Source organism: Geodermatophilus sp. SYSU D00525, from assembly GCF_054050475.1.
Genome location: NZ_JBJGZK010000001.1, coordinates 248,330 through 270,889, shown reverse-complemented (window position 1 = coordinate 270,889; position 22,560 = coordinate 248,330). Strand labels below are relative to the sequence as shown.

The following is a 22,560-nucleotide window of genomic DNA, read 5'->3' as shown; positions in this document are numbered from 1 at the left end:
CGTCCGGGCCCGGGGCGGGCTCCCGGCCCGCCCCGTCCCGGGGGGAGGGACGCCATGCCCCATCTGGTGCCGGAGTTCGACTACCACGCGAACGTCGAGCCCCACCCGGTCGGTCCGGGGCCCTACGGGAACCGCCTCGAGGCGACCATCACCGGCGGCGAGATCTCGGGGGACCGCCTCAAGGGCACGATCGTCGGCGGTGGCGCGGACTGGATGCTGGTCGGCCCCGACGGCTTCGGCCGGCTCGACGTGCGCACCACGATGCGGACCGTCGACGGCGCCCACGTCTACGTCCAGTACGGGGGGATCTGGGAGCTCACCCCGGCCGTCCTGGCGCTCATGCAGGGCGGGGACACCCCGACGGACTTCGGCGACCAGTACTTCATCACCACCCTCCGGCTCGAGACCGGCGACGAGCGCTACGCGTGGGTCAACCAGACGGTGTTCGTGGGAGAGGGGCGCCTGCTGCCCGGGGCGCGGGTGGAGTACCGGGTGTACCGGGTGGCCGCCGGGGAGCCGCCCTCCTAGCGGGCCAGCACGCCCGCCATCCGCCCGACGATCGCGGTCAGCACCGGCTCGGGGGTGGCCAGGTTCAGCCGGACCGCGCCCCGGCCGGCCTCGCCGCAGCGGGCACCGTCGACCACCGCCACCCCGGCCCGCTCGAGCAGCAGGTCGCCGGGGGCGTCGGCCGGGAGGCCCTCCAGCCAGGCCAGGTAGGTGCCCTCCGGCGGGCGGTAGCGGACGCCGGGCAGGTGCGTCGCGACGAGGTCGGCGAGCAGCCGGCGGTGCCGGTCGAGGACGGCGATCGTCTCCTCCAGCCAGCCGACGCCGTCCCGGTAGGCGGCGGTGTTGGCGACCGCGCCCAGCGTCGAGCAGCCGTGCTCCACCTCGTGCCCGACCCGCGCCCACAGCGCGGCGTCGGCGTCGTTGGACAGCACCAGCTGCGCGCACTTGAGGCCGGCGAGGTCCCACGCCTTGGACGCGCTGGTGGCGCTGAGCGTGTGCGCGGCGGTGGTGTCCGACAGCGACGCGTAGGGCACGTGCCGGGCGCCGGGGAAGACCAGCGGCGCGTGCACCTCGTCGGAGAACACCCGGCCGCCGTGCCGGTCGACCACCTCGGCGACGGCGAGCATCTCCGCGGGCTCGAGCACCCGGCCGATCGGGTTGTGCGGGTTGCACAGCACGAGCAGGTCCCCGCCGGCGCGGAAGGCGGCGTCGAGCGCGTCGAGGTCGTAGACGAACCGGTCGCCGTCGCGGGCCATCGGCACCTCGAGCACCTCCCGGCCCAGCGCCGGCGGCACCTCGAGGAAGGGCATGTAGGCGGGGGTCGGCAGGACCACCGGGGATCCGGGCCGGGACAGGTGGGTGATCGCCGCGGACAGCCCGGCCAGCACGTCGGCCATCGGCCGGATCCGCTCCTCCGGCACCTCCCAGCCGTGCCGGTCGCGCAGGAAGCCGGCGGTCGCCCGCGCCATGTCGGCGGCGAGCCAGTCCGGCAGGTAGCCGAACAGGCCGCGGGCGACGGCGTCCTGCAGCGCGGCGGTGACCGCGGGGGCGGTGCCGAGGTCGGACTCGGCCACCCAGGCGCCCAGCGCGTCGGGGTAGCGGGTCCACTTCAGGCTGCCGCGCGAGCGCAGGCCCGCGACCACGGCGTCGGCGTCACTCGTCACGGTGCCGATCCTGCCCGCGGGCGGCCGGGGTCCGCGCGGGCTGGGAGGGTGCTCCCCGTGCGGGTGCTGCTGGTGGTGAACGGATCGGCGGGGAGCGCCGACGGGCTGGACCCGGCGCTGGACGTGCTGCGCGCCGGTGCCGACGTCGAGGTCGCGGCGACCGCGGACGCGGGCGACCTCAGCCGGGTGCTCGCCGGACGGGACGGGCGCCGGCTCGTGGTCGCCGGCGGCGACGGCTCGGTGCACGCGGTCGTCGCCGCCCTGGACCACGCCGGCGCCCTCGACCCCGCCGACCCGCTCGGCGTCGTGCCGCTGGGCACCGGCAACGACCTGGCCGGCGCGCTCGGGCTCCCCGACGACCCGGCCGCCGCCGCGCGGTGCGTCCTCGACGGCGGCCCGCGCCGGCTGGACCTGCTGCGCGACGACGCCGAGGGTGTGGTGGTCAACGCGGTGCACGCCGGGATCGGCGTCCGCGCCGCGGACGAGGCCGTGGGACTCAAGGACCGGCTCGGCGTGCTGGCCTATCCCGTCGGTGCGGCGGTCGCCGGGATCGCCGGCGCGGAGCACCGGCTGCGGGTGACCGTCGACGGCGCCGTCGTCACCGCGCCCGCCGGCTGGGCGTCCGACGGGCAGACGCCGCTGCTCATGGTCGGCGTGTGCAACGGGCCCACCATCGGTGGCGGGACCGCGCTCGCGCCCGGCGCCGACCCCGGCGACGGCCTCGCCGACGTCGTGGTCAGCGCGGCCACCGGCCCCGCCGCGCGGGCCGCCTTCGCCGTCGCGCTGCTCGGCGGCCGGCACCCGGAGCGGGACGACGTCGTCGTCGTGCGCGGGCGGGAGGTCACCGTGTCCGGCGAGCCGGCCGGCCTGGACGCCGACGGGGACCTGCTGCCGCCGGTGGGTGCGCGCACCTGGCGGGTGGTCCCGGCCGCCTGGTCGGTGTCCGTGCCGCGCTGAGCGCTCAGGCGGCCGGGGACCAGCCGAGCAGCGGGCCCAGGCGCTCGGCCGTGTCGGTGAGGATCTGCTCGTGGTCGGCCTCGGCGAAGCTGAACGGCAGCGCGAACACGACCTCGGTGACCTCGCGGAAGCCGGCGTGCGCGTACAGGGCCTCGGCGATCTGTTCGGAGGTGCCGAGCAGGTCGGGGGCGAACAGCAGCTTCCCCGGTCCCTGGGGGACCCCCACCCGCGGGCTGCGGGCCTCGACGTAGGCGGCGTACCGCTCCCGCTGGCCGGCGGTGGCGCTGTCGGTCGGGATGACCACCAGGCCCTGTGACACCCGCCCGGCGGGGTCCGCCTCGCGGAAGGCGCGCACCTGGCCGGCCTGGATCTGCGCGAAGTCGGTCGAGCCGCCCTCGGCGCGGACCACGCTGCTGGTGAGGAAGTGCATGCCCGCCTGCCCGGCCCACCGGGCGGAGCGGGTGCTCGCGCCGCCGTACCAGAGCCGGTCGCGCAGGCCGGGGGAGTGCGGCTGCACCCGGTCCGACCACTCCTCGACGACGCCCTCCCGCCCGGCGAACGACGCCGCGGGCTCGCCGGCGACCAGCCGCAGCAGCCGCTCCACCCGGGTGTAGGAGAAGTCCTCGACGTCGGCGGTGTCCGGGTAGAGCGCGCCCCGGACGTCGTCCCAGTGCATCGGCGGGCCGACGCTGACCCCGGGGTTGAGCCGGCCGCCGGAGAGGACGTCGACGGTGGCGAGGTCCTCCGCCAGCCGCAGCGGGTTCTCCCAGCCGAGCGGGGTGACCGCGGTGCCGAGCTCGATCCGCCGGGTCCGCTGGGTGGCCGCGGCGAGGACGGCGACCGGTGAGGAGATGCCGTGCTGCAGGTGCCGGTGGCGCAGCCAGGCGCTGTCGAAGCCGAGCCGCTCGCCGAGCTCGACCGTCCGCAGCGTCGTCTCGTGGCCCGCGGCCGGGTCGGCGGGGTCGAACAGGCCGATGGTGAGGAAGCCGAGGCGCTCGAGCGCGGTACCGGGGGCGGGCACGGAGCCGATCCTGCCCGCCCCCGGTGGGTCAGTTCAGGGCGGGCTTGTCCGGGTCGACGACCCAGTCGGTGAAGAAGGCGTCGAGCTCCTGCCCGCTGACCTGCTCGGCGAGCGCCACGAAGTCGGCGGTGGTGACGTTGCCGCCGGCGTTGGCGGTGGTCCAACGGTGCAGCAGGTCGAAGAAGGCGGCGTCGCCGATCCGGGTGCGCAGCGCGTGCAGCGTGGCCGCCCCCCGGTCGTAGACCGCGGCCGCGAACAGGCCGGTGGCCCCCGGGTCGCTCACCACGGTGCGCCAGAAGGAGCTCGTCGCGGAGCGGTTGTAGACCGCCTCGAACTGCTGCTGCGCGGTGCGGCCGCCCGACGCCTCCTCCCACAGCCACTCGGAGTAGGTGGCGAAGCCCTCGTTGAGCCAGATGTCCCGCCAGGTCTCCGGGCTCACGCTGTTGCCGACCCACTGGTGCGCCAGCTCGTGGGCGACGGTGCTCGCGTCCGGGACGCCGGAGTACACCGGCCGGGTCTGGGTCTCCAGGGCGTACCCGAGGTCCTCGCTGTCGTCGACGATCGACCCGAACGAGCTGAACGGATAGGGCCCGTAGAGGTCCTCGAAGTAGTCGATCATCGCCGGCTGCAGGTCGAGGACCGCGTCGGTCGCCGAGCCGGCCACGCCGTCGTCGACGAAGTCCAGGATCGGCAGCCCGTCGGGGCCGGTCCGCGTCGTCGAGGAGTAGTCGCCGATCGACGCCGTCGCGAGATAGCTCGCCATCGGGTCGCCGGCGTGCCAGGTGAAGGTCGTCCGGCCGCCGGAGGTGACCGGCGCGCCCACCGGCTCGCCGTTGGCCACCGCGGTCTTGCCCTCGGGGACGGTGATCCGGAAGTCGTAGGTGGCCTTGTCGGTCGGGACGTCGTTCACCGGGAACCAGGTCGGCGCACCCTCGGGCTCGTTGGCGACCAGGACGCCGTCGTCGACGGTCACCCAGCCGTAGAACGCCCCCTCGACGTCGGTGGGCCGCCCCGGGGTGCCGCCGTAGACCACGGTGACCTCGTGTGTCGTGCCGGCCCCGAGCTTCGGCGCGACGGTGACCACCAGCTCGCCGCCACGGCCCTCGGCGTCGACGGGCAGCTGGGTGAACCGGGCCGGCTTGCCGTCGACCAGCACCGAGGAGGCGGTCAGCCCGCGCAGGTCGAGCGAGAAGCTCGCCAGGTCCTGGGTGGCGGTGAGGGTGACGACGGCCGTGCCGTCCAGCCGGCCGTCGGCGTACCAGGACAGGTCCAGGCCGTAGTGCTGCACGTCGTAGCCGCCGTTGCCCGCGGCCGGGAAGTACGGGTCCCCGCCGGACGTGCTGCCGTCGGCGTAGCGCGGGGTGCCGGGGGCGCCGGGAGCCGCGGCAGCGGGGCCGGCGGCGGCGACCACGGACGCGGCGGCGACGAGGGCCACGGCGGCCCGGCGGTACAGGGGGCGGGAGCGCACGGATGACCTCCTCGGGCGGCCCGGGCGGGCCGGATCGGGACACCGTAGGGCCTCCGTGTTCCGGCCGGGTTCCAGGACCCCGCCGTCAGTGCACGCGGACGGCGAGCAGCGCGACGTCGTCGTCGGTGGAGCCCCGCACGCCCTCGAGCAGCCGGTCGAGCAGGTCGTCCAGCGAGCCGGCGCCGTCCGCGGCGACGGCGGCGGTGAGCTGGGCGATGCCGTCGTCCAGGTCGGTGCGCCGGCGCTCGACCAGGCCGTCGGTGTAGAGCAGCACCGTGCTGCCCGGCTCCAGGGCGATGCGGTGGGTGCCCCGCGCCCGGGTGGCGTCCAGGCCCACGAGCAGGTCCGGGGTGGGAGCGAGCACCTCGACCCGGCCGTCGGCGTGCCGCAGCAGCGGCGGCGGGTGCCCGGCGTTGCTCCAGGACATCACCCGGCCGCCGTCGTCGCCGAGGTCGACGCGGCCGACCAGCGCCGTGGCCAGGGCGCCGGTGCGCAGGCCGGCGACGGCGGCGTCGAGCCGGTCCAGCGCCCTCGCCGGCGGCTCGCCGCCCTCGAACGCGAAGCCGCGCAGCATCGCCCGCAGCTGGCCCATGGTGGCCGCGGCCGCGACGTCGTGACCGTTGACGTCGCCGATCACCAGCACGGTGGCGCCGTCGGAGTCGTCGAAGGCGTCCCACCAGTCCCCGCCGACCTGCGCGCCGGCGCTGCTGGGCAGGTAGCGGGCGGCCAGCTCCAGCCCGGCCGGGGCGGGCAGCTCGCCGAGCAGCGCGCGCTGCAGGGTGGTGGCCACCGACTCCTGCCGGGCGAGCAGCACCGCGCGGCCGACGGCCTGGGCGGTGTACTGCGCCAGGGCCAGGACCAGGCCCTGCTCGACCGGGCCGAACGTGTGCGGCTCGTCCCAGGCCAGGCTCAGCGTCCCCGGCAGCGCGCCGGCGACCGGCAGCGGCAGGTGCGCCGATGCCCCGGCCGGCCGCGGCGGCCGCGTGTGCGGGAACCGCTCGGCGGCGGTGGCCGGGTCGGGGAGGAACACCGCGCGCCCGGTGGCCAGCGCGACCGCCGGCGGGACCTCGGCGCCCAGGGGGAGGGAGGCGTCGTCGACGGAGGCGCCGTCGACGGAGGCGTCGTGCACGGAGGCGTCGTGCACGGAGGTCTCGTGGACGGGGGCGTCGTCCCCGGCGGAGCCCGGCACCAGCCGCAGCCGGCGGGTCGCGGGGTCGACGAGGGCCAGGCAGGTCCACGAGGTGCCCAGGGCCTCGGCGGCGGCGCCGGTGACGGCCGCGGCGACGTCGTCGAGGGTGACCGCGTCGGCCAGCGTCTCGGCGAACCGCAGCAGCAGCCTCGTCTGCTCGCCGACCCGCTCGGCGGCCCGGCGGGCGGCCTCGGCGTCCCGGGTCAGCGCGCGCAGCCGCAGCTCGGAGGCGGCCAGCCCGGCGACCTGGGTGAGCACCGCGACGTCGGCGTCGGTCCAGTCGCGGGGGCGGGAGTCGATGGCGCAGACCGCGCCCACGACGTCGCCGTCCGGACCGACCAGCGGCACCCCGCAGTAGGCGACCACCCCGAGGTCGTCGATCGCCCGGTTGGCCGCCAGGACCTCCACCTCGCGGGCGTCGCGGACCACCAGCGGCCGCGCGGTGGCCCGCACGTACTGGCAGAACGAGTGGCTCAGCGGGGTGCTGCGCCGGGCCTGCCACTCCGGCGGCAGCCCGACCGCGCCGGGGAACACCTGGCGGTCGGGCTCCACGAGCGTCACCAGCGCGGTGGGGACGTCGAGCAGCGTGCGGACCAGGACGACCAGCCGGTCGAAGTCGGCGTCGGCGATGCCCGACGGGTGGTCGGTCCCGCTGTCCGCGCCGCTCACGCGGCCACGGTAGTCGGCCCCCGCGGGGTCACCGGGGGAGCCGGCCCATGAGGTGGAACTCCGGGTTGGGCGGGATCGCGGCGAAGTGCGCGAGCCGGTTGGACAGCGCGAAGAAGGCGGTGATCGCGCCCACGTCCCAGACGTCGTCCTCGGTCAGGCCGTGCGCGCGCAGCCGGTCGAGGTCGGCGGCGGTCACGGCGGCGGGGTCGGTGGCCAGCCGGACGGCGACGTCGAGGACGGTCCGCATCCGGTCGTCGAGCGGGGCCTTGCGCCAGTCGACGGCGACCAGGTCGGCCAGGTACGGGTCGCGGGTGCGGATGCGCGCGATCGCCCCGTGCGCCACGACGCAGTACGCGCAGTGGTTGGCCGCGCTGGTCGCGACGACGATCAGCTCCCGCTCGCCGGTCGACAGGCCCGGGGTGTCCTTGTCCATCAGCGCGTCGTGCATCGCGAGGAACGCCCGCTCCTCGGCCGGCCGCCAGGCCAGCGCCGCGAAGACGTTGGGCAGGAACCCCGACTTCCCCTCCACCTCGGCGTGGCGCTCGGCGAGGTCCGGCGGCAGGTCGGCGGGATCGGCGACGGGGAAGCGGCTGATCGGCGTCGGGTCGACGGTCACCCGTGCAGCGTGCCGCGCGTCCGGTCCGGCGTCGACCGCGTGGGTCGACGCACCGCATCGCACAGCTCGGTCAGGCCCCCTTGCAGGGGCCCGCCGCGAGCTCGCGAGCGGTGGGGGGCAAGGGGGTCCTTGATCAGTCGCCGACGACGACGCGGTCGCGGCCCTCGCGCTTGGCGCGGTAGAGGCGGGCGTCGGCCCGGCCGAGCAGCTGGGCCGGCGTCCGGTCGATGACCTCGCTGGTGCTCGCGGCGCCGATGCTCACGGTCACCGGCAGGTCCCCGGTGAGCGGGCCCCACGCGTGGCCGGCCACGGCGCCGCGGACGTCCTCCAGGTACCGGGCCGCGGCCGCGGTGTCGGCGCCGGCGAGGACCACGAGGAACTCCTCGCCGCCCAGGCGGGCGACCAGGCAGCCGGTGCCCGGGGCCGGGAGGCCCTGCACGATCCCCGCGACGGTGCGCAGCACCTCGTCCCCGACGGCGTGCGAGCAGGTGTCGTTGACCCGCTTGAAGTGGTCCAGGTCCAGCAGCGCCACCCACACCAGCGCGCCGTCGGCCAGCAGCCGCGGCAGCTCGTCGTCGACGTGCCGGCGGTTGTGCAGGCCGGTCAGCGGGTCGCGCAGGGACAGCTCGCGCCAGCGGCGGCTCTGCCGGCGGGCCTCGGTGGTCTCGTACATCGCCTGCAGCGTGCGGGCACGGGACTCGCGCTGGGAGGACTGCTGCTCCATGAGCTCGGCGCAGTAGCGCTTGTGCTCCTCGAAGGCGGAGCGGTGGTCGCCGGCGGCGGCGTGCAGCTCGGCCTGCTCGGCGCGGGCGCGCACCCGGATGGAGGTCAGCCCGTGCTCCCGGCAGCGGCGCACGCACTCGTCGAGGGTCCGCTGGGCGGCGTCGACGGCGCCGCGGCGGCGCTGCACCTCGGCGAGGGTGAGCAGGAAGTCGGCCCCGGCGTCGCCGTCGTGGGAGCTGTCGAGGACCTCCGGCGTCAGGCCCGGCAGCAGCGCCTCCTCGGCCTCCTCCAGCCGGTCCAGGCCCATGAGCGCGCGGGCGACGGTGTCGAGCCGGCCGACGTCGAGCGGGACGCCGTGCGCGGCGGCCAGGTCCTGCAGCCGGGTGCTGAAGTGCAGGGCGTCGGTGAACCGGCCGGCGAGGGTGTCGGTGTAGGCGCGGTTGTTGAGGATGCGCAGCTGCCGGTCGACGTCGCCGAGGTCCTCGGCCAGCCGGAGGACGGCGGCGTAGCGCTCGGGGGCGGCGGGGTCGCGGGACAGGCCCAGGACGTCGGCCAGCCGGACCAGGTGGTCGACCCGCAGGGCCGGGAGGGCGTCGTCGTCGAGCAGGTCCACGCCCTGCACGGCGTGCTCCAGCGCGCCGGCGAGGTCGCCGAGCTCCTGGAAGACGGCGGTGAGGACGAAGGAGCTGCGGGCGAGCAGGTGCCGGGACCGGGCCTCGGTGGCCCAGCGGTGCACCTCCTGCGTGGTCCGCCCGGCCTCGGCCACCGAGCCGCGCCGGCGCAGCAGGTCGGCGGCCGCCAGCCGCGCCCGTTGCTCGAGGTCGGGGCGGCCGAGCTCGCGGGCGGATCCCGCGGCGGCCTCGGCGCGCTGCGCGGTCGCCTCGGAGTCGAAGCGGGCGAGGGTCTCCAGCTCGTCGAGCGTCGTGAGCAGGACCGCGAGCGGGTCCGGCGGGCGCGGGGAGCCCCCGGGCACGGCGCCGGCGCCCGGACGGACGGCGAGACTGGTCACGACTCCCCATCGGCAGCGGGGGTCCGCCGCGACAGGGCGGACGGGACGTCCCCACCCGGTCGGGTGAGCCCGGGGGCGCTCGCCGGGCAGCCGGCCATCGGCACCTCCGCGGGGCGTGCGAACCGCTGTGGCGCCCATCACAGCAGACATCGCGCCGGGACGGGGGGAGGCGCGCCGGTGCTCCTGCGCCGGCAGCCGCTCAGGTCCGGCGCCGGCGGAGCACGCCCTCCTGGACGACGGTGAGCACCAGCCGGCCCTCGCGGTCGAACACCCGCCCGGAGCACAGCGCGCGGCCGCCCGCGGACCAGGCGCTCTCCTGCTCGAAGCACAGCCAGGTGTCGGCGCGGGCCGGGCCGTGGAACCAGACGGCGTGGTCGAGGCTCGCCGTCACCAGGCCGGGGTCGCCGATCCCCGCCGCGTGCGGGGCGACCGCGACGGCGAGCAGCAGCATGTCGGTGGCGTAGGCGAGCGCACAGGCGTGCAGCCACGGGTCGTCGGGCAGCGCCTCGCGGGAGCGGAACCAGAACCGCTGCCGCGGCGGCGCGGGCTCGCCCCGGCCGGCGGCGATCCGGGGCGGCCCGCCGTCGAAACGGAAGTCGAACGGGTGCCGGGCGTCCAGCCACGCCAGCCACGCGAGGACGGAGGAGGGGGCGCCGGCCAGCGCGTCGGCCGGCGCGGCCAGCGACTCGGGCGGCGGGGCGTCCAGGGTGGGCACCTGGTGCTCGGGGCCGGTCTCGGGCCGTGCGAAGGACGCCGTCAGCACCAGGATCGTCTCCCCGTGCTGGACGGCGGTGACCTCCCGGGTGGTGTAGCTGCCGCCGTCGCGCACCCGGGTGACCTCCAGGTCGGTGGGTGCGGCCGGGTCGCCGGCGCGGACGAAGTAGGCGTGCAGCGAGTGCACCGCCCGGTCGTCCGGGACGGTCGCCGTGGCCGCGAGCAGCGCCTGGGCGACCACCGCCCCGCCGAAGGCGCGGTCGGCCGGCACGCCGCGCGCGGCGCCGCGGAACCGGCCGGGCGCGGCCTCGGCGACGTCGAGCAGGGCGACCAGCCCACCGGGCACCGGACCCCCGCCGACCGGCTGTGCCACCGTCCCCGCCCTCCGTCCACCCGCCCGACCGGTGCAGTGAACCACCCGGCCCCGGGGTCACCCGACGAGGAGCGCGACCACGTCGTCGTCCCCGCACGGGCCGGCCGCGACCGCCCAGGTCCCGTCGGGGGCGACGGCGAGCGCGTCGTGCCCGCCGAGGGTGTCGCACGTGGCCAGCGGCCGGCCGAGCTCGCCCGTGGCCGGGTCCAACGTCACGAGCACCGGGTCGGCGCCGCCCCGCCCCCACGCGAGCGTGACCAGGCCGGCCGGCGGCCCGGCGACGACGGCGTCCACCGGGCCGGTGAAGTCCGCGTCCACGGTCCCGAGCAGCTCGCCGGCGGAGAAGCGCGACACCCGGCGCCCGTCGCGCACCTCGGTCAGCACCACGACGTCGCCGTCGTCGGCCACGCCGACCGAGACCTCGGTGCGCCCGTCCACCCCGAGGGCCGCGACGACACCGAAGGGAGCGGTCACCGTGCCGAGGTCGGCGTCGTACTCGGCCACCCAGTCCTGGGCGCCGCCGGGCGCGGGGTTGCTGATGTGCGCCACCACGCCGCCGTCCGGGCGCGGGAGGAGCCGTGCCGTGCGCGCCCGCGGGTCGAGCCCGGCGCCCAGCGGGACAGAGCCGATGACCTCGCCGGTGGCGGCGTCGACGGCGAGCAGCCGGGCCGGCGTGCCCGTCTCCTCCTCCGGCGCCAGGCTGACGTAGACGGTGCCGCCGTCCGGGGAGAGGGCCGAGGCGAGCACCCGCCCCTCGTCGTCGACCCGCCGCTCGGTCACCCCGCCGTCCGCGACGGTCAGGAGCACCGGCCCCTCGTCGTCGCTGCCGACGACGAGCACGTCCCCGTCGGCGGTGACCTCCAGCTCGGCGCCCCCGCCCAGGCCGGGCAGCTCGACGGCGTCGCCGGCGGCCGGGCCGGCGTCGCCGCGGACGACCTCGACCAGCCGCACGGTCGCACCGGCGGTGAGCACGTGGGCGCGGCCATCGGGCAGCGCGGCGGCGTCGAGCACCCGCGTGCGCGGCGCGTCCCCCTCGGGCGGGCCGGCCTGCGCGTCGAGCACCACGGTGCCGAGGACCTCGTCGAACGCGGTGGGCGCGGCCGCGGCGGCGGTGTCGTCGGGGGCGGCGGAGCAGCCGGCGAGCACGAGGGCGCCGGCGGCCAGCAGGGCGGGGAGGCAGCGGGTCGGGATCACGCGGAGCAGCCTCGGCACGGGGGCTTGCGACCGGCTGCCGTCCGGCTTGGACGGCTCGGACGGCTCGGACGGCTCAGCCGCCGGCGAGCAGGGCGCGCACCGCGTCGAGGTCGTCGGCCTGGCCGGGGGTCTTGTCCGGCCGGTACCGCAGCACCCGGGCGAACCGCAGCGCCAGCCCGCCGGGGTAACGCGGGCTGCGCTGGGCGCCGTCGAGGGCGACCTCGACGACGAGCTCCGGCCGCAGCTCCACGCCCCACGGGTGCTCGGCGCGGGCGAGCGCGGGGAAGGTGCGGGTCTGCCAGTCCAGCAGCTCGTCGGTCATGCCCTTGAACGTCTTGCCGACCATGACCGGCTCGCCGCCCTCGGGGTCGCGGGCGCCGAGCCAGATGTTGGACAGCGTGCCGGTGCGCCGGCCGTACCCCCACTCCGCGGCGAGGACAACGAGGTCGAGGGTGTGCACCGGCTTGACCTTCTGCCACGCGCGGCCGCGCCGTCCGGCGGCGTACGGCGCGTCCAGCGCCTTGACCACCACGCCCTCGTGCCCGGCGGACAGGGCGTCGTCGAGCACGGCGGCGGCCTGCTCCGGCGTCGGCCGGCGCACCCCGGGCATGCGCAGCGGCGCGTGCGCGTCGTCGGCGAGCAGGCCGGCCAGCGCGTCGAGGCGGACGTCGAGCGGCTCGTCGAGCAGGTCGCGGCCGTCGAGGTGCAGCACGTCGAACAGGAACGGGCTCAGCAGCACGCTCGCATCGGCACCGTCGCTGCCGAAACGGCTCATCGTGTCCTGGAACGCGCGCGGGCGGCCGTCGTCGTCGGGGGCGAGGGTCTCGCCGTCGAGGACGGCGGTGCGGCAGGGGAGTGCGCGCACCCGCTCGACCAGCTCCGGCACGGCGCCGGTGACCTCGCGCAGCGTGCGGGTCCAGACCCGGACGTCGTCGCCGTCGCGGTGCACCTGGATGCGGGCGCCGTCGAGCTTGTGCTCCACGGTGACCGCGGGGCCGAGGTCGGCGAGCGCGGCGTCGAGGGAGGAGCCGGGGCTGGCCAGCATCGGCCGCACCGGTCGCCCCACCCGCAGCGTGACGGCGGCGAGGGCGTCCTCCCCGCCGGCGAGGGCGAGGACGGCGGTCTCGTCGAGCCGGCCGGCCAGCATCATCGCCCGCCGGACCGCCGCTGCCGGGACGCTGGCCGCGGCGGCGATCGCGTCCAGCACCACGCCCTCCAGCGCGCCCTGCCGCAGCTCCCCGCCGAGCAGCCGGACGAGGAGGTGCTGCTCGTCGGCGGTGGCGGCGGTGAGCAGCTCGGTCAGCAGGGCCTCGCGGCGGGCGGCCGCGCCGCTGCCGGCGGTGCCGGCCAGCGCGGTGAGCGCGCGGTCGACGGCGGCGACGGTGAGGGACGGCGTGGCGGCGGCCGGCGGGGCGGTCCGCGCCAGCGTGCGCCAGCCGACGCCGACCCGGCCCTGCGGCAGCTCGCCGGCCAGCCACGCGGCCACCGGCCCGGCCTCGTCCGGTCCGGCGGCGCGCAGCGCCCCCGCGATGGCCTGCGCCTTGGTGGTGCGCGAGCGGGTGGCGGTCACGGCCGCGGAGGCGGCGACGACGTCGGCGAGCAGCACGCGGCGATGGTGACAGTGCGGTACGACTCCGGGAGGTGCGCGTGCCGTGATCCCGTTAGCGTCGTCCGCGCCGAGAGGAGGTGGTCGCCGCGTGAACCTCGAGAAGGTCGTCTTCGGGTTCTTCGTGCTGCTCGCCGCGACGCTGAACTTCGGGTTCTTCCTCGGCGACATCGACGACCCGGCGGTGCACAACGTCTACGAGCTGTTCGCCGCGCTGGTGGTCAGCCTGGTCGCCACGGTCCTCAAGTTCGGCGACCGCACCCAGATCGGCGCGGTGCACCTGGCCACCAGCCTGGTCGCCGACCTGCAGCTGGTGGCGGCGACCATCACCTGGGCCTGGGCGGTGCACGTCTCCGCCGAGGGGCTGACCGACGTGACGACGGCGAGCATGGTGTCGCTGTCCGGCGGCGCGCTGCTGGCCAACGTGGTCTCGGTGGTGCTGCTCGTCGTCGAGACCGTGTCCTTCCAGCGGCACTGAGGCGGGCCGCCGTGGAGACCGCGCCACCGCCCCCCGTCACCACCCGCGGCCGGCGCATCCGCCGCCGGGCGCCGGTGGTGCCGCGCGCGGAGGGCTCGGCGACGGTGTTCACCGTCCTCCGGCGGATGCGCGCGCCGCTGATCACGCTGATCGTCATCTTCGCCGTCAGCGTGCTCGGGCTGTCGCTGGTCCCCGGCGTGGACACGGACGGGCAGCCGGCGCGGCTGAGCCTGTTCGACGCCTTCTACGTCATGAGCTACACCGCGACCACGATCGGCTTCGGCGAGATCCCGTACGCGTTCAGCTACGCGCAGCGGATGTGGGTGACCGGCGCGATCTACCTGACCGTCGTCGGCTGGGCCTACGCCATCGGCTCGCTGCTGGCGCTGCTGCAGGACCGCGCGTTCCGCCAGGCGCTGGCGCTGCGGCACGTGTCCCGCAAGGTCACCCGGCTGCGCGAGCCGTTCCTGCTCATCTGCGGCTACGGGCAGGCCGGGGAGGCGCTCGGGCTGTCGCTGGACGCGCTGGGCCGCCGGTTCACCGTGGTCGACATCGCCGAGAGCCGCATCGACGTCCTGGAGATCGCGCCGCACCGGGGGGACGTCCCCGGCGTGGTGGGCGACGCGCGCGACCCGCACGTGCTCGGCGTCGCGGGCCTCGGGCACCCGTGGTGCGAGGGCGTGCTGGCCGTGACCGGCGACGACGAGGCCAACCTCGCCGTCGCCATGGCCGCCGCCCTGCTGCGCCCGGAGCTCACGGTGGTCACCCGCACGACGTCGTCCGCGGTCGCCGAGCGGATGAGCCGGTTCGGCTCGCCGACGGTCATCAACCCCTTCGACCGGTTCGGCGACCACCTGCGGCTGGCGCTGCGGACCCCGGCGTCCTACCAGCTCACGACCTGGCTGGAGAGCGGGCCGGGCGCCGAGCTGCCGCCGCGGGGCAAGGCGCCCGCGCCGGGCCGGTGGGTGGTGTGCGGCTACGGCCGGTTCGGCCGGCACTTCGCCGCCGACCTGGGCGCCGAGGGCCTGGAGGTCACCGTCGTGGACACGACGCCGGGCGACGGCGTCGTGGAGGGCGACGCCGCCGATCCCGACGTCATCCGGCGGACGGACCTGGCCACGGCGGTCGGGCTGGTGGCCGGCACCGACAACGACACCACCAACCTCTCCCTGGTGGCCGAGGCGCGGCGGGTCAACCCCTCGCTGTTCGTCGCCGCCCGCCAGAACCAGCCCGCCGATGCCGCCCTGTTCGCCGCGATGGAGGTCGACGCGCTGCTGGTGCCCACCGAGGTGGTCGCGCACGACGCCTACGCCCGGCTGAGCACCCCGCTGCTGTGGCGGTTCCTGCGCGAGTTGCCCGGGCGGAGCGACGAGTGGTCGGCAGGCGTCGTCGAGCGGTTGCTGGACGCGTGCGGCGCCCACCTGGAGGCGCTGTGGAAGGTGCGGCTGACCCCGGAGGACGCCCCGGCGCTGCACCCCCGGCTGGCCGGGGGGTGCTTCCGGCTCGCCGACCTGCTGCGCGACCCGGCCGACCGCGACCAGACCCTGCTGGCCGTGCCGCTGCTGCTGCTGCGCGGCGACGAGGCGGTGCTGACCCCCGACCCCGGGACGGTGCTCGAGCCCGGCGACGAGCTGCTGTTCGCCGGCCGCGCCGCGGTGCACCGGGAGGTGGAGGCCACGATGTTCATCGACGGCGTCGCCGACTACCTGGTCACCGGCCAGCGGGTGCCGCAGAGCTGGGTCTGGCGCAAGCTGAGCCGGTCGGCGCCGGCCGAGGACGCGGCCCCCGCGCCCTGACCCCATCAGGGGGACACGTGCCTGACCAGGCCCCGGCCCGGCGACTGCTCGGCGCCCTCACCGGCCGGGACGCCGTCCGGCCGCCGTCCCTGCGCACCGACGACGACCGGTCCGCCTCGCGGCTCGAGCTGTTCTTCGACCTGGCCTTCGTCCTGGTGGTCGCCGAGCTCGCGATCGCGCTGCGCGAGGACGTGACCCTGCACGGGTTCCTCGTCTTCGCCGGGCTGTTCACGACCGTCTGGTGGTCCTGGGTCAGCTCGACGCTCTACGCCAACCGCTTCGACCACGACGACGTCGTCTACCGCCTCTACAAGCTCGGGAGCATGGCCGCCGTCGTCGGGCTGGCGGCCTCGGCGTCGGAGGCGACCGGCGAGCGGTTCGCCGTCTTCGTCGTCTGCCAGCTCCTGCTGCGCGCGATGCTGCTCCTGCAGTACCACCGCGCCCACCGGCACGTGCCGGACGCGCGGCCGATCACCCGGCTCTACCTGGCCGGGACCGCCGCGGGCGCGGTGCTCTGGGCGGTGTCGCTCGCGGTGCCCCGGCCGGCCGCGTTCGCGCTGTGGGCCGCCGCGGTGCTGGCCGAGGCGCTGGTCCCGCTGCTGGCGACGCGGTCCTCGGCCGACCTGCCGCTGCACGTCGAGCACCTGCCCGAGAGGTTCGCGCTGTTCGTCATCCTCGTGCTCGGCGAGCCGGTCGCCGCGGTCGCGCACGGCCTGTACGACGCCGGCTGGTCGGGCTCGGCGCTGCCGGTGGCGGTGCTGGCCTTCGTCCTCGCCGCCGCGCTGTGGTGGAGCTACTTCGACCTCGCCGGCGCCCGCGCCAAGCGACTGCTGGGCGAGGCGGGGGAGCACAACGGCGCCCACGCCCACGACGCCTACGTCTTCGGGCACCTGCCGCTGACGCTCGCGCTGGCCACGGTCGGCGCGGGCCTCGAGCTCGCGGTCAAGGAGGCCGCGGCCGGCGAGGTGCCGGCGGGGACCCGGTTGCTGGTGGCCGGCGGGGTGGCGGTCTACCTGGTCGCCGCGAGCGTCACCGCCTCGGCGATGACGGGGGACGTCCGGCGCGGCTGGTGGTGGCCGCTGCTCGCCGCGGCCGTGGCCCTGCTCGACGCGCTGCTGGAGCTGCCGGCGTCCGTGGTCGTCGGCGCCCTGGCCGCGCTGGTCGTGGCGGTCGTGGTGGGGGGCTGGGCGCAGCGCGCGGCGGGGGACCTGGAGACCGAGGAGGTCTGACCTCCGGGGGTCCGGAGACCGGCCGGTCGCGTCCGCCGGCCGGGACCTCCGACCCTGCCGCCGGGCGCCGGTGCGGCGTGTCATGGGTCTGCGCCGGCCACCGGTGACCGGTGCTGAGGGGGGCTGTGCCGTGACCTCGGGAGCCGGGCCCGGTGGCGTCGCTGGCGGCGTGGTCGTCGGGGTGGACGGCTCGGCGTGCGCGCGGGCCGCGCTCGCCTGGGCGGGCCGGATGGCCGCCCGCACCGGCATGCCGCTGACCGCGGTGCGCGCGTGGAGCGTGCCGACCGCACCCCGCCCGGACACCTGGGAGCCCGCCTACGTGCCGCCGTTGGCCGACTGGGAGCGGGCCGTGGAGCGGGCCCTCGCCGACGACGTCGCCGCGGCCGGCGTGCCGCCGGAGGTCGCGGTGACCTGCCGCGCGGTGCACCGGGCGCCGGTCGACGCGCTGCTGGCCGCGACCGAGGGCGCCGAGCTGCTGGTCCTCGGGACGCGGGGGAGGGGCGGCGCCCGCGGGCGGCTGCTCGGCTCGGTCGCGTCCTCGGTGCTGCGCGCGGCGCCCTGCCCGGTGACCGTCGTGCGGCCCGACGCGGTGCGCCCCGGCCCGGCCGAGACCGTGGGGTCCGGCGCCGCCGCCCGGCCCTGACGCCTACGTCCCCCGGGGGACGGCCCCGGGGGTGAGAGGGGGAACCATGGACCCGACCGCCCGCCCGCCCGAGGAGCCGGTGCGCCGCGAGATGTCGCTCGACGAGAAGCTCATGGCGCAGTGGGAGGCGCAGCACGACGTCGCCGCGCGCGGCCACCGCTGCGACCCGCTCGGCCTGCAGCACCAGCTCAGCCGCGAGCGGCTGGCCGACAGCACCCGGCCGCCGACCCCCCGCCGGGCCGCCCAGGCCGGCGCGGCGGCGGAGTCCGCGGGGCCGCCGCCGGAGGAGGCGCGGCACCCCGAGCCCCCGACGGCCCGCCGGCACCCGTGGCGGCGCTTCCACCACCACGCCTCCGAGAGCTGACCCCCACACCGCCGCCACGGGCGGACCGTGGGGGCGGTGTGGGTGCGCTGTGGGTGGGATCGGCGCGGCCCCGCCGACAGGCTCGCCGCCATGACGAACACCGCTCCCGCCCCCACCGTCCCGATGGCCGACGTCCGCGACATGTACGTCGTCCACCGCGCCTTCCGCCGCGAGTTCGGCCTGCTCCCCGGGCTCGTGCGCGCCGTCGGCCCCGGCGACACCGCCCGCGCCGCCGTCCTCGCCCGGCACGCCCGGATGGTGCTGCTCGGCCTGCACCTGCACCACACCGCCGAGGACGACCTGCTCTGGCCGAAGCTGCTGGAGCGCTGCCCGCCCGACGCCGCCGTCGTCCACCGCATGGAGGCCCAGCACGCCGAGGTCGAGCGGCTGATCGACGCGCTCGGCCCGGCGCTGGACCGCTGGGAGGTGGAGGCGCGGCCGGCGGTCGCCGAGGAGGTGGCGTCCACCGTCGCGGCGCTGGGCGCCGTCCTGGCCGAGCACCTGGCCGAGGAGGAGCGCGAGATCCTGCCGCTGGCGCAGCGGCACGTCACCCGGGCGGAGTGGGCGCAGCTCGGCGAGCACGGCAAGGGCGAGATGCCGGTGCGGGACCTGCCGCTGCTGTTCGGCGCGCTGCTGGAGGAGTGCGACCCCGACGAGCGGACGATGATGCTGCACGTCGTCCCGTTCCCGGTCCGCGTGCTGCTGCGGACGGTCTTCGCCCGGCGCTACCGCCGCTACGTCAGCGAGGTGCGCGGGCCCGCCTGATCGCCTCGGCCAGGGCCGGGACGTCCTCCGGGCGCAGCAGCCGGCCGGCGTCCCAGGCCCGGGCGAACGCCTCCTCGCCCAGCGCCGCCCGCACCGCCGGCAGCTCCTGGGCGGCCAGCGCGACGTCGGGCGGGAACGCCACCGCCACCGCCGCCGCCTCCGCCGTCGCCGAACCCGCCGCGAACAGCTGCGCCGCGAGCTCCGGCAGCCCGCGGGCGGCGGCGACGGCGGCCAGCCCGGGCAGCGTGTAGGCCAGCGTCCACGAGGTGCGGACCGCGGCGGCGAGGCCGGCCGCCTCCGCCCACCGGTCGAGGGCGCCGTCCTCGTCGCCGGCGAGCGCGGCCAGCGAGGCCTGCACGTTGAGCAGCGTCGCCAGGCTGAACGGGCTGCCCAGCCCGCGGGCCAGCCGCTCGGCGTCGGCCAGCCTCGCCGTCCCGGCGGCGAGGTCGCCCGCCTGCAGCAGCAGCTGCCCCTGCGCGATGACGGCGTGCACCCGGGCCCACGCCTCCCCGGTCTCCCCGGCCAGCCGCAGCGCCTCGGCGAGGTCCCGCCCGGCGGCGCCGAGGTCGCCGCGGAACACCGCCGCCGAGCCGGTGAGCACCAGCGCCAGCGCGCGCAGGTCCCCGGCCCCGGCCCGTCCGGCGGCCGCCGCGGCGCCGGCCGCCGCGTCCGCGGTCCCGGGGACGTCGCCGGCCGCGTAGCGCAGCGCGGCGAGGGCGAGCAGCAGGCGGGCGTCGTCGACCGGCTCCAGGCCCGCGCGGTCGACCCGGGTGACCCAGCCCAGGCCCTCGGCGACGTCGCCGCGCACCGCCCAGTACAGCCAGGTCGCCCGCACCAGCCGGGCGGCGTCGGCGGACCGGCCGGCGGCGACCAGCCGGCCGAGCGCCGCGCTCAGGTTGCCGTGGTCGCGCTCCAGCCGGTCCAGCCAGGCGCCCTGCGCGGGGCCGGTCAGCCCGGCCTCGGCGCCGGCGGCGAGGTCGAGGACGGCGGCCGTCGCGCGGTCCGCGGCGAGCTCGGTCTCCCCGGCGTCGGCGAGTCGGGCGGCGGCGTACTGCCGCACCGGCTCCAGCAGCCGGTAGCGGGCCTCGGGCCCCTCCTCGGCGACGACGAGGGACTGCTCGACCAGGCCGCCCAGCGCGGGCAGCACGTCGCCGTCGCCGGACACCGCCCGCGCGGCGTCGAGGGAGAAGCTGCCGGCGAACACCGCCAGCCGGCGCAGCAGCCGCTGCTCGGCGGCGGTCAGCAGGTCGTGGCTCCAGTCCAGCGCGGCCCGCATCGTGCGCTGCCGCTCGGGCAGGTCCCGGGAGCCGCCCGACCCGAGCGCCTCGTCCAGCCGCCCGAGCAGCGCCGCCGGCGGCAGGTACCGGGCGTGCGCGGCGGCCAGCTCCAGGGCGAGGGGCAGCCCGTCGAGGCGCCGGCAGATCGCGGCGACGTCGGCGGCCGTGGCGTCGGTGAGGACGACCGGGCGCCCGGCGGCCGCCGCCCGGTCGAGGAACACCTGGGCGGCGGGGGAGGCGGCCACGGCCGCGGCGCCGGTGCCCGCCGGCAGCGGGAGGGGTGCGAGCGGACGCTCCCGCTCCGCCCGCACCCGCAGCGGCGCCCGGCTGGTGGCCAGCACCGCGAGGCCCGGGCAGCGCCCGAGGAGCCCGGCGACCTCGGGCGCGGCGTCGAGCACGTGCTCCACGTTGTCGAGGACCACGAGGTGCCGCCGGTCGCCGATCCGGGCGGCCACCGCGTCGGCGACCGGCCCGGCCAGCTGCCGGCCGCCGAGCGCGCGGGCCAGCGTGGGCAGCACCAGCCGCGGCTCGCGCACCGGGGCGAGCTCGACCACCGTGACGCCGTCGGGGAACGCGGCCGCCACCTCCCGCGCCACGGCCAGCGCCAGCGTCGTCTTGCCCACCCCACCGGGGCCGGTGAGCGTGACCAGCCGGGCGGTGCCCGACCGCAGCAGCCCGGCCACCTCGGCGAGGTCGTCCTCGCGGCCGAACACCGGTGCCGCGGGCGGCAGGAGGGTGCCCGCCGCGGGCCCGCCGCCGACCGGGCGGGCGGCGGCGGTCAGGGCGGCGCGGTCGGCGACGTCGAGGCCGAGGGCGTCGGCGAGGGCGCGCACGGTGTGCGGGTGGGGACGGCGCCGCTCGCCCCGCTCCAGCGCGCTCACCGCCTTGGCGGTGAGCCCGGACCGGGCGGCGAGCTCCTCCTGGGTGAGCGCGGCCGCCGTCCGCCACCGGCGCAGCAGCGCCGCCACGGGGCCGGGGTCGGACGGAGGGGCGCTCACCGGCCGGGAGGGTACTGGCCGGCGGGCCCGGCGGGCGGGGACCTCCGGCCCTACGGAACGCGCGCGTCCGCCCGGCACGCTGCGCGGGTGACCACCCCGACCGCGCTGTGGCGGCGCTGGCTGCTCGTGGTCACCGCCGGCGAGGCCCTGGGGTTCCTGGTGCCGGTGACCGCGGTGCTGCTCGGCGCCGCCGACCTGCCCGGCCCCGCTGCGCTCGCGGTGCTCGTCGCCGCCGGCGCGGCCGAGGGAGCCCTGCTCGGCGCGGCGCAGGCCGCCGTGCTCGCCCCCGTGCTGCCCGGCCTGTCCCGCCGCGACTGGACGGCGCGCACCGCCGCGGCCGCCGTCGTGGCGTGGTTCCTCGGGGCGGCGCCGAGCACCTGGGCGTCCGGGGTGCTCGGCCTGCCGCTCGCCGTGCAGGTGCCCCTGGCGCTGGTCGCGGCGGCGCTGCTGCTCACCGTCATCGGCGCCGCCCAGTGGACGGTGCTGCGCCGGCACGTGCCCCGCGCCGGCCGCTGGATCGGGTGCACCGCGCTGGCCTGGCTCGCCGGCCTGCTCGTGTTCACCGCCCTCACCACACCGCTGTGGCAGCCAGGGCAGGACCCCCTGCTGGTCGCCGCGATCGGCGTCCTCGGCGGCCTCGCGATGGCCCTGACGATGGCGGCGGTCACCGGCCGCGGCGTCGTCGTCCTCCTCGCCGGGCGGCTCCGGCGGGCCCCGGCGGTCAGCGCGGTGTGACCTGCGGGGATGGGGTAGGCAGGTCCTGCACGGGACGCACGGACGACGGGAGGCCGACGGTGGACCAGCAGGAGTGGACGCGTGTGGTGGAGGCCGCGACCCGGGCCCCCTCGATCCACAACACGCAGCCGTGGCGGTTCACCGCGTCCGGCGACCGGCTGGAGGTCCGCACCGATCCGGCGCGGGCGCTGCACGCCCTCGACCCCAGCGGCCGGCAACGCGTGGTCAGCTGCGGCGTCGCCGTCGAGTTCGCCGTCGTCGCGCTCGCGGCCGCCGGGCACGACACCGCCGTCGAGGAGCTGCCCGACCCCGCCGACCCCGACCTGCTGGCCGTCGTCACCGTCACCGGCGGCCGCACCCCGGACGAGGCCGACCGCGCCCTGGCCGACGCCATCGGCGCCCGGCACACCGAGCGCGCGCCGTTCCTGCCGCAGGCCGTCCCGGCCGAGGTGGTCGACCGGCTGCAGGCCACCGCCGGCGCGTTCCGGGTGTGGGTGAAGCGGATCAGCGGGGAGGACGAGGAGGTCACCACGACCTTCCTGCTGTCCCGCGCCGAGGAGGTCGAGCAGCGCGAGCCCGAGTACCTCGCCGAGCTGCAGCGGTGGATGCGCACGGACCCGACCGCTCCCGACGGGATCCCGGTGAGGGCGGTGCCCGGGGAGGACCCGTCGACCCGGCCGTCGAACTGGCTGGTCCGCGACTTCGTGGTGGGCTCCCGTCCCGCCGGCCGGCCGCACGTCCCCGACCTCGACCCCGACGCCCCGCCGCCGCCGGTCGAGCGTCCGACCGTCGTGCTCATGGGCACCGACGGCGACGACCGGCAGGCCTGGCTCACCGCCGGGCGGGCGCTCGGCCGGGTGCTGCTCGAGGTGACCGCCGCCGGGCTCGCGGCCTCCCCGCTGACCCAGGCGCTGGACTGGCCGGCCACCCGCGCGCAGCTGCGCTCGCGGCTGTCGCTGGTCGGCCACCCGCAGATGCTGATGCGGCTCGGGTACCCGTCCGGGGACCGCAGCCCGGCGACCAACCGCCGGCCGGTCGCGGAGGTGCTCACCTTCGGCTGAGTGAT

General features: G+C 77.8%; 20 protein-coding genes. 10 read left to right on the top strand and 10 right to left on the bottom strand.

The annotated features are described in order from the left end of the window. Positions 1–54: 54 nt before the first annotated feature. A complete protein-coding gene (locus ACI796_RS01245) occupies positions 55–528 on the top strand; it encodes a DUF3237 domain-containing protein (protein WP_456939435.1) in 474 nt (157 codons plus the stop codon). Here the strand turns inward: ACI796_RS01245 and ACI796_RS01240 are convergent. Further along, a complete protein-coding gene (locus tag ACI796_RS01240) occupies positions 525–1,670 on the bottom strand; it encodes a MalY/PatB family protein (RefSeq protein ID WP_456939434.1) in 1,146 nt (381 codons plus the stop codon). The two genes, ACI796_RS01245 and ACI796_RS01240, sit on opposite strands and share 4 nt — an antisense overlap. A 57-nt stretch (positions 1,671–1,727) precedes the next feature. On the opposite strand from ACI796_RS01240, the gene ACI796_RS01235 reads away from it, so the two are divergent. Then, positions 1,728–2,627 carry a diacylglycerol/lipid kinase family protein gene (locus tag ACI796_RS01235; protein ID WP_456939433.1) on the top strand — a complete coding sequence of 300 codons (900 nt, stop codon included), beginning with the start codon at positions 1,728–1,730 and terminating at the stop codon, positions 2,625–2,627. Between the two features lie 4 nt (positions 2,628–2,631). Here the strand turns inward: ACI796_RS01235 and ACI796_RS01230 are convergent, their stop codons facing one another. The 8 genes from ACI796_RS01230 to ACI796_RS01195 form a co-directional block, all read right to left on the bottom strand. Continuing rightward, a complete protein-coding gene (locus ACI796_RS01230) occupies positions 2,632–3,648 on the bottom strand; it encodes an LLM class flavin-dependent oxidoreductase (RefSeq protein ID WP_456939432.1) in 1,017 nt (338 codons plus the stop codon). 28 nt (positions 3,649–3,676) lie between these two features. Further along, complete coding sequence (locus ACI796_RS01225; protein WP_456939431.1) at positions 3,677–5,116, bottom strand: M1 family metallopeptidase; 1,440 nt, start codon at positions 5,114–5,116, stop codon at positions 3,677–3,679. 85 nt (positions 5,117–5,201) lie between these two features. Then, positions 5,202–6,974, bottom strand: a complete 1,773-nt coding sequence (locus ACI796_RS01220; protein WP_456939430.1) for a GAF domain-containing SpoIIE family protein phosphatase — start codon at positions 6,972–6,974, stop codon at positions 5,202–5,204. 28 nt (positions 6,975–7,002) lie between these two features. Next, positions 7,003–7,590, bottom strand: a complete 588-nt coding sequence (locus ACI796_RS01215) for a peroxidase-related enzyme (protein ID WP_456939429.1) — start codon at positions 7,588–7,590, stop codon at positions 7,003–7,005. A gap of 133 nt (positions 7,591–7,723) precedes the next feature. Then, entirely contained in the window at positions 7,724–9,322 is a 1,599-nt protein-coding gene (locus tag ACI796_RS01210; protein ID WP_456939428.1) for a diguanylate cyclase, read from the bottom strand. A 199-nt stretch (positions 9,323–9,521) separates the two neighbouring features. Continuing rightward, complete coding sequence (locus ACI796_RS01205) at positions 9,522–10,409, bottom strand: acyl-CoA thioesterase (RefSeq protein WP_456939427.1); 888 nt, start codon at positions 10,407–10,409, stop codon at positions 9,522–9,524. A 57-nt stretch (positions 10,410–10,466) separates the two neighbouring features. Continuing rightward, complete coding sequence (locus ACI796_RS01200) at positions 10,467–11,603, bottom strand: YncE family protein (protein WP_456939426.1); 1,137 nt, start codon at positions 11,601–11,603, stop codon at positions 10,467–10,469. A 73-nt stretch (positions 11,604–11,676) separates the two neighbouring features. Continuing rightward, a complete protein-coding gene (locus ACI796_RS01195) occupies positions 11,677–13,209 on the bottom strand; it encodes an ATP-dependent DNA ligase (protein WP_456939425.1) in 1,533 nt (510 codons plus the stop codon). A 91-nt stretch (positions 13,210–13,300) separates the two neighbouring features. On the opposite strand from ACI796_RS01195, the gene ACI796_RS01190 reads away from it, so the two are divergent. From ACI796_RS01190 to ACI796_RS01165, 6 genes are all read left to right on the top strand, one after another. After that, entirely contained in the window at positions 13,301–13,687 is a 387-nt protein-coding gene (locus ACI796_RS01190) for a DUF6394 family protein (RefSeq protein ID WP_387993095.1), read from the top strand. A gap of 11 nt (positions 13,688–13,698) precedes the next feature. Next, a complete protein-coding gene (locus tag ACI796_RS01185; protein ID WP_456939424.1) occupies positions 13,699–15,483 on the top strand; it encodes an NAD-binding protein in 1,785 nt (594 codons plus the stop codon). Positions 15,484–15,500: 17 nt separating this feature from the next. Then, a complete protein-coding gene (locus ACI796_RS01180) occupies positions 15,501–16,712 on the top strand; it encodes a low temperature requirement protein A (RefSeq protein ID WP_456939423.1) in 1,212 nt (403 codons plus the stop codon). A 169-nt stretch (positions 16,713–16,881) separates the two neighbouring features. Beyond that, positions 16,882–17,355: a universal stress protein gene (locus tag ACI796_RS01175; RefSeq protein ID WP_456939422.1), complete on the top strand. Its 474-nt coding sequence runs from the start codon at positions 16,882–16,884 to the stop codon at positions 17,353–17,355. A gap of 46 nt (positions 17,356–17,401) precedes the next feature. Continuing rightward, positions 17,402–17,719, top strand: coding sequence for a hypothetical protein (locus ACI796_RS01170; RefSeq protein WP_456939421.1), 318 nt, complete (start codon positions 17,402–17,404; stop codon positions 17,717–17,719). A gap of 90 nt (positions 17,720–17,809) precedes the next feature. Next, positions 17,810–18,484 (top strand): hemerythrin domain-containing protein, encoded by a 675-nt coding sequence (locus ACI796_RS01165; RefSeq protein WP_456939420.1) that lies wholly within the window; start codon positions 17,810–17,812, stop codon positions 18,482–18,484. On the opposite strand, the gene ACI796_RS01160 is transcribed toward ACI796_RS01165, so the two are convergent. After that, positions 18,459–20,759, bottom strand: a complete 2,301-nt coding sequence (locus tag ACI796_RS01160; protein WP_456939419.1) for an ATP-binding protein — start codon at positions 20,757–20,759, stop codon at positions 18,459–18,461. The genes ACI796_RS01165 and ACI796_RS01160 overlap by 26 nt on opposite strands. 87 nt (positions 20,760–20,846) lie before the next feature. On the opposite strand from ACI796_RS01160, the gene ACI796_RS01155 reads away from it, so the two are divergent. Beyond that, positions 20,847–21,494 carry a hypothetical protein gene (locus ACI796_RS01155; protein WP_456939418.1) on the top strand — a complete coding sequence of 216 codons (648 nt, stop codon included), beginning with the start codon at positions 20,847–20,849 and terminating at the stop codon, positions 21,492–21,494. Continuing rightward, on the top strand, positions 21,491–22,555 hold the full coding sequence (locus ACI796_RS01150; RefSeq protein WP_456939417.1) for an Acg family FMN-binding oxidoreductase: 1,065 nt from the start codon (positions 21,491–21,493) through the stop codon (positions 22,553–22,555). The genes ACI796_RS01155 and ACI796_RS01150 overlap by 4 nt, the downstream gene beginning before the upstream one ends. The last annotated feature ends 5 nt before the right edge of the window (positions 22,556–22,560 follow it).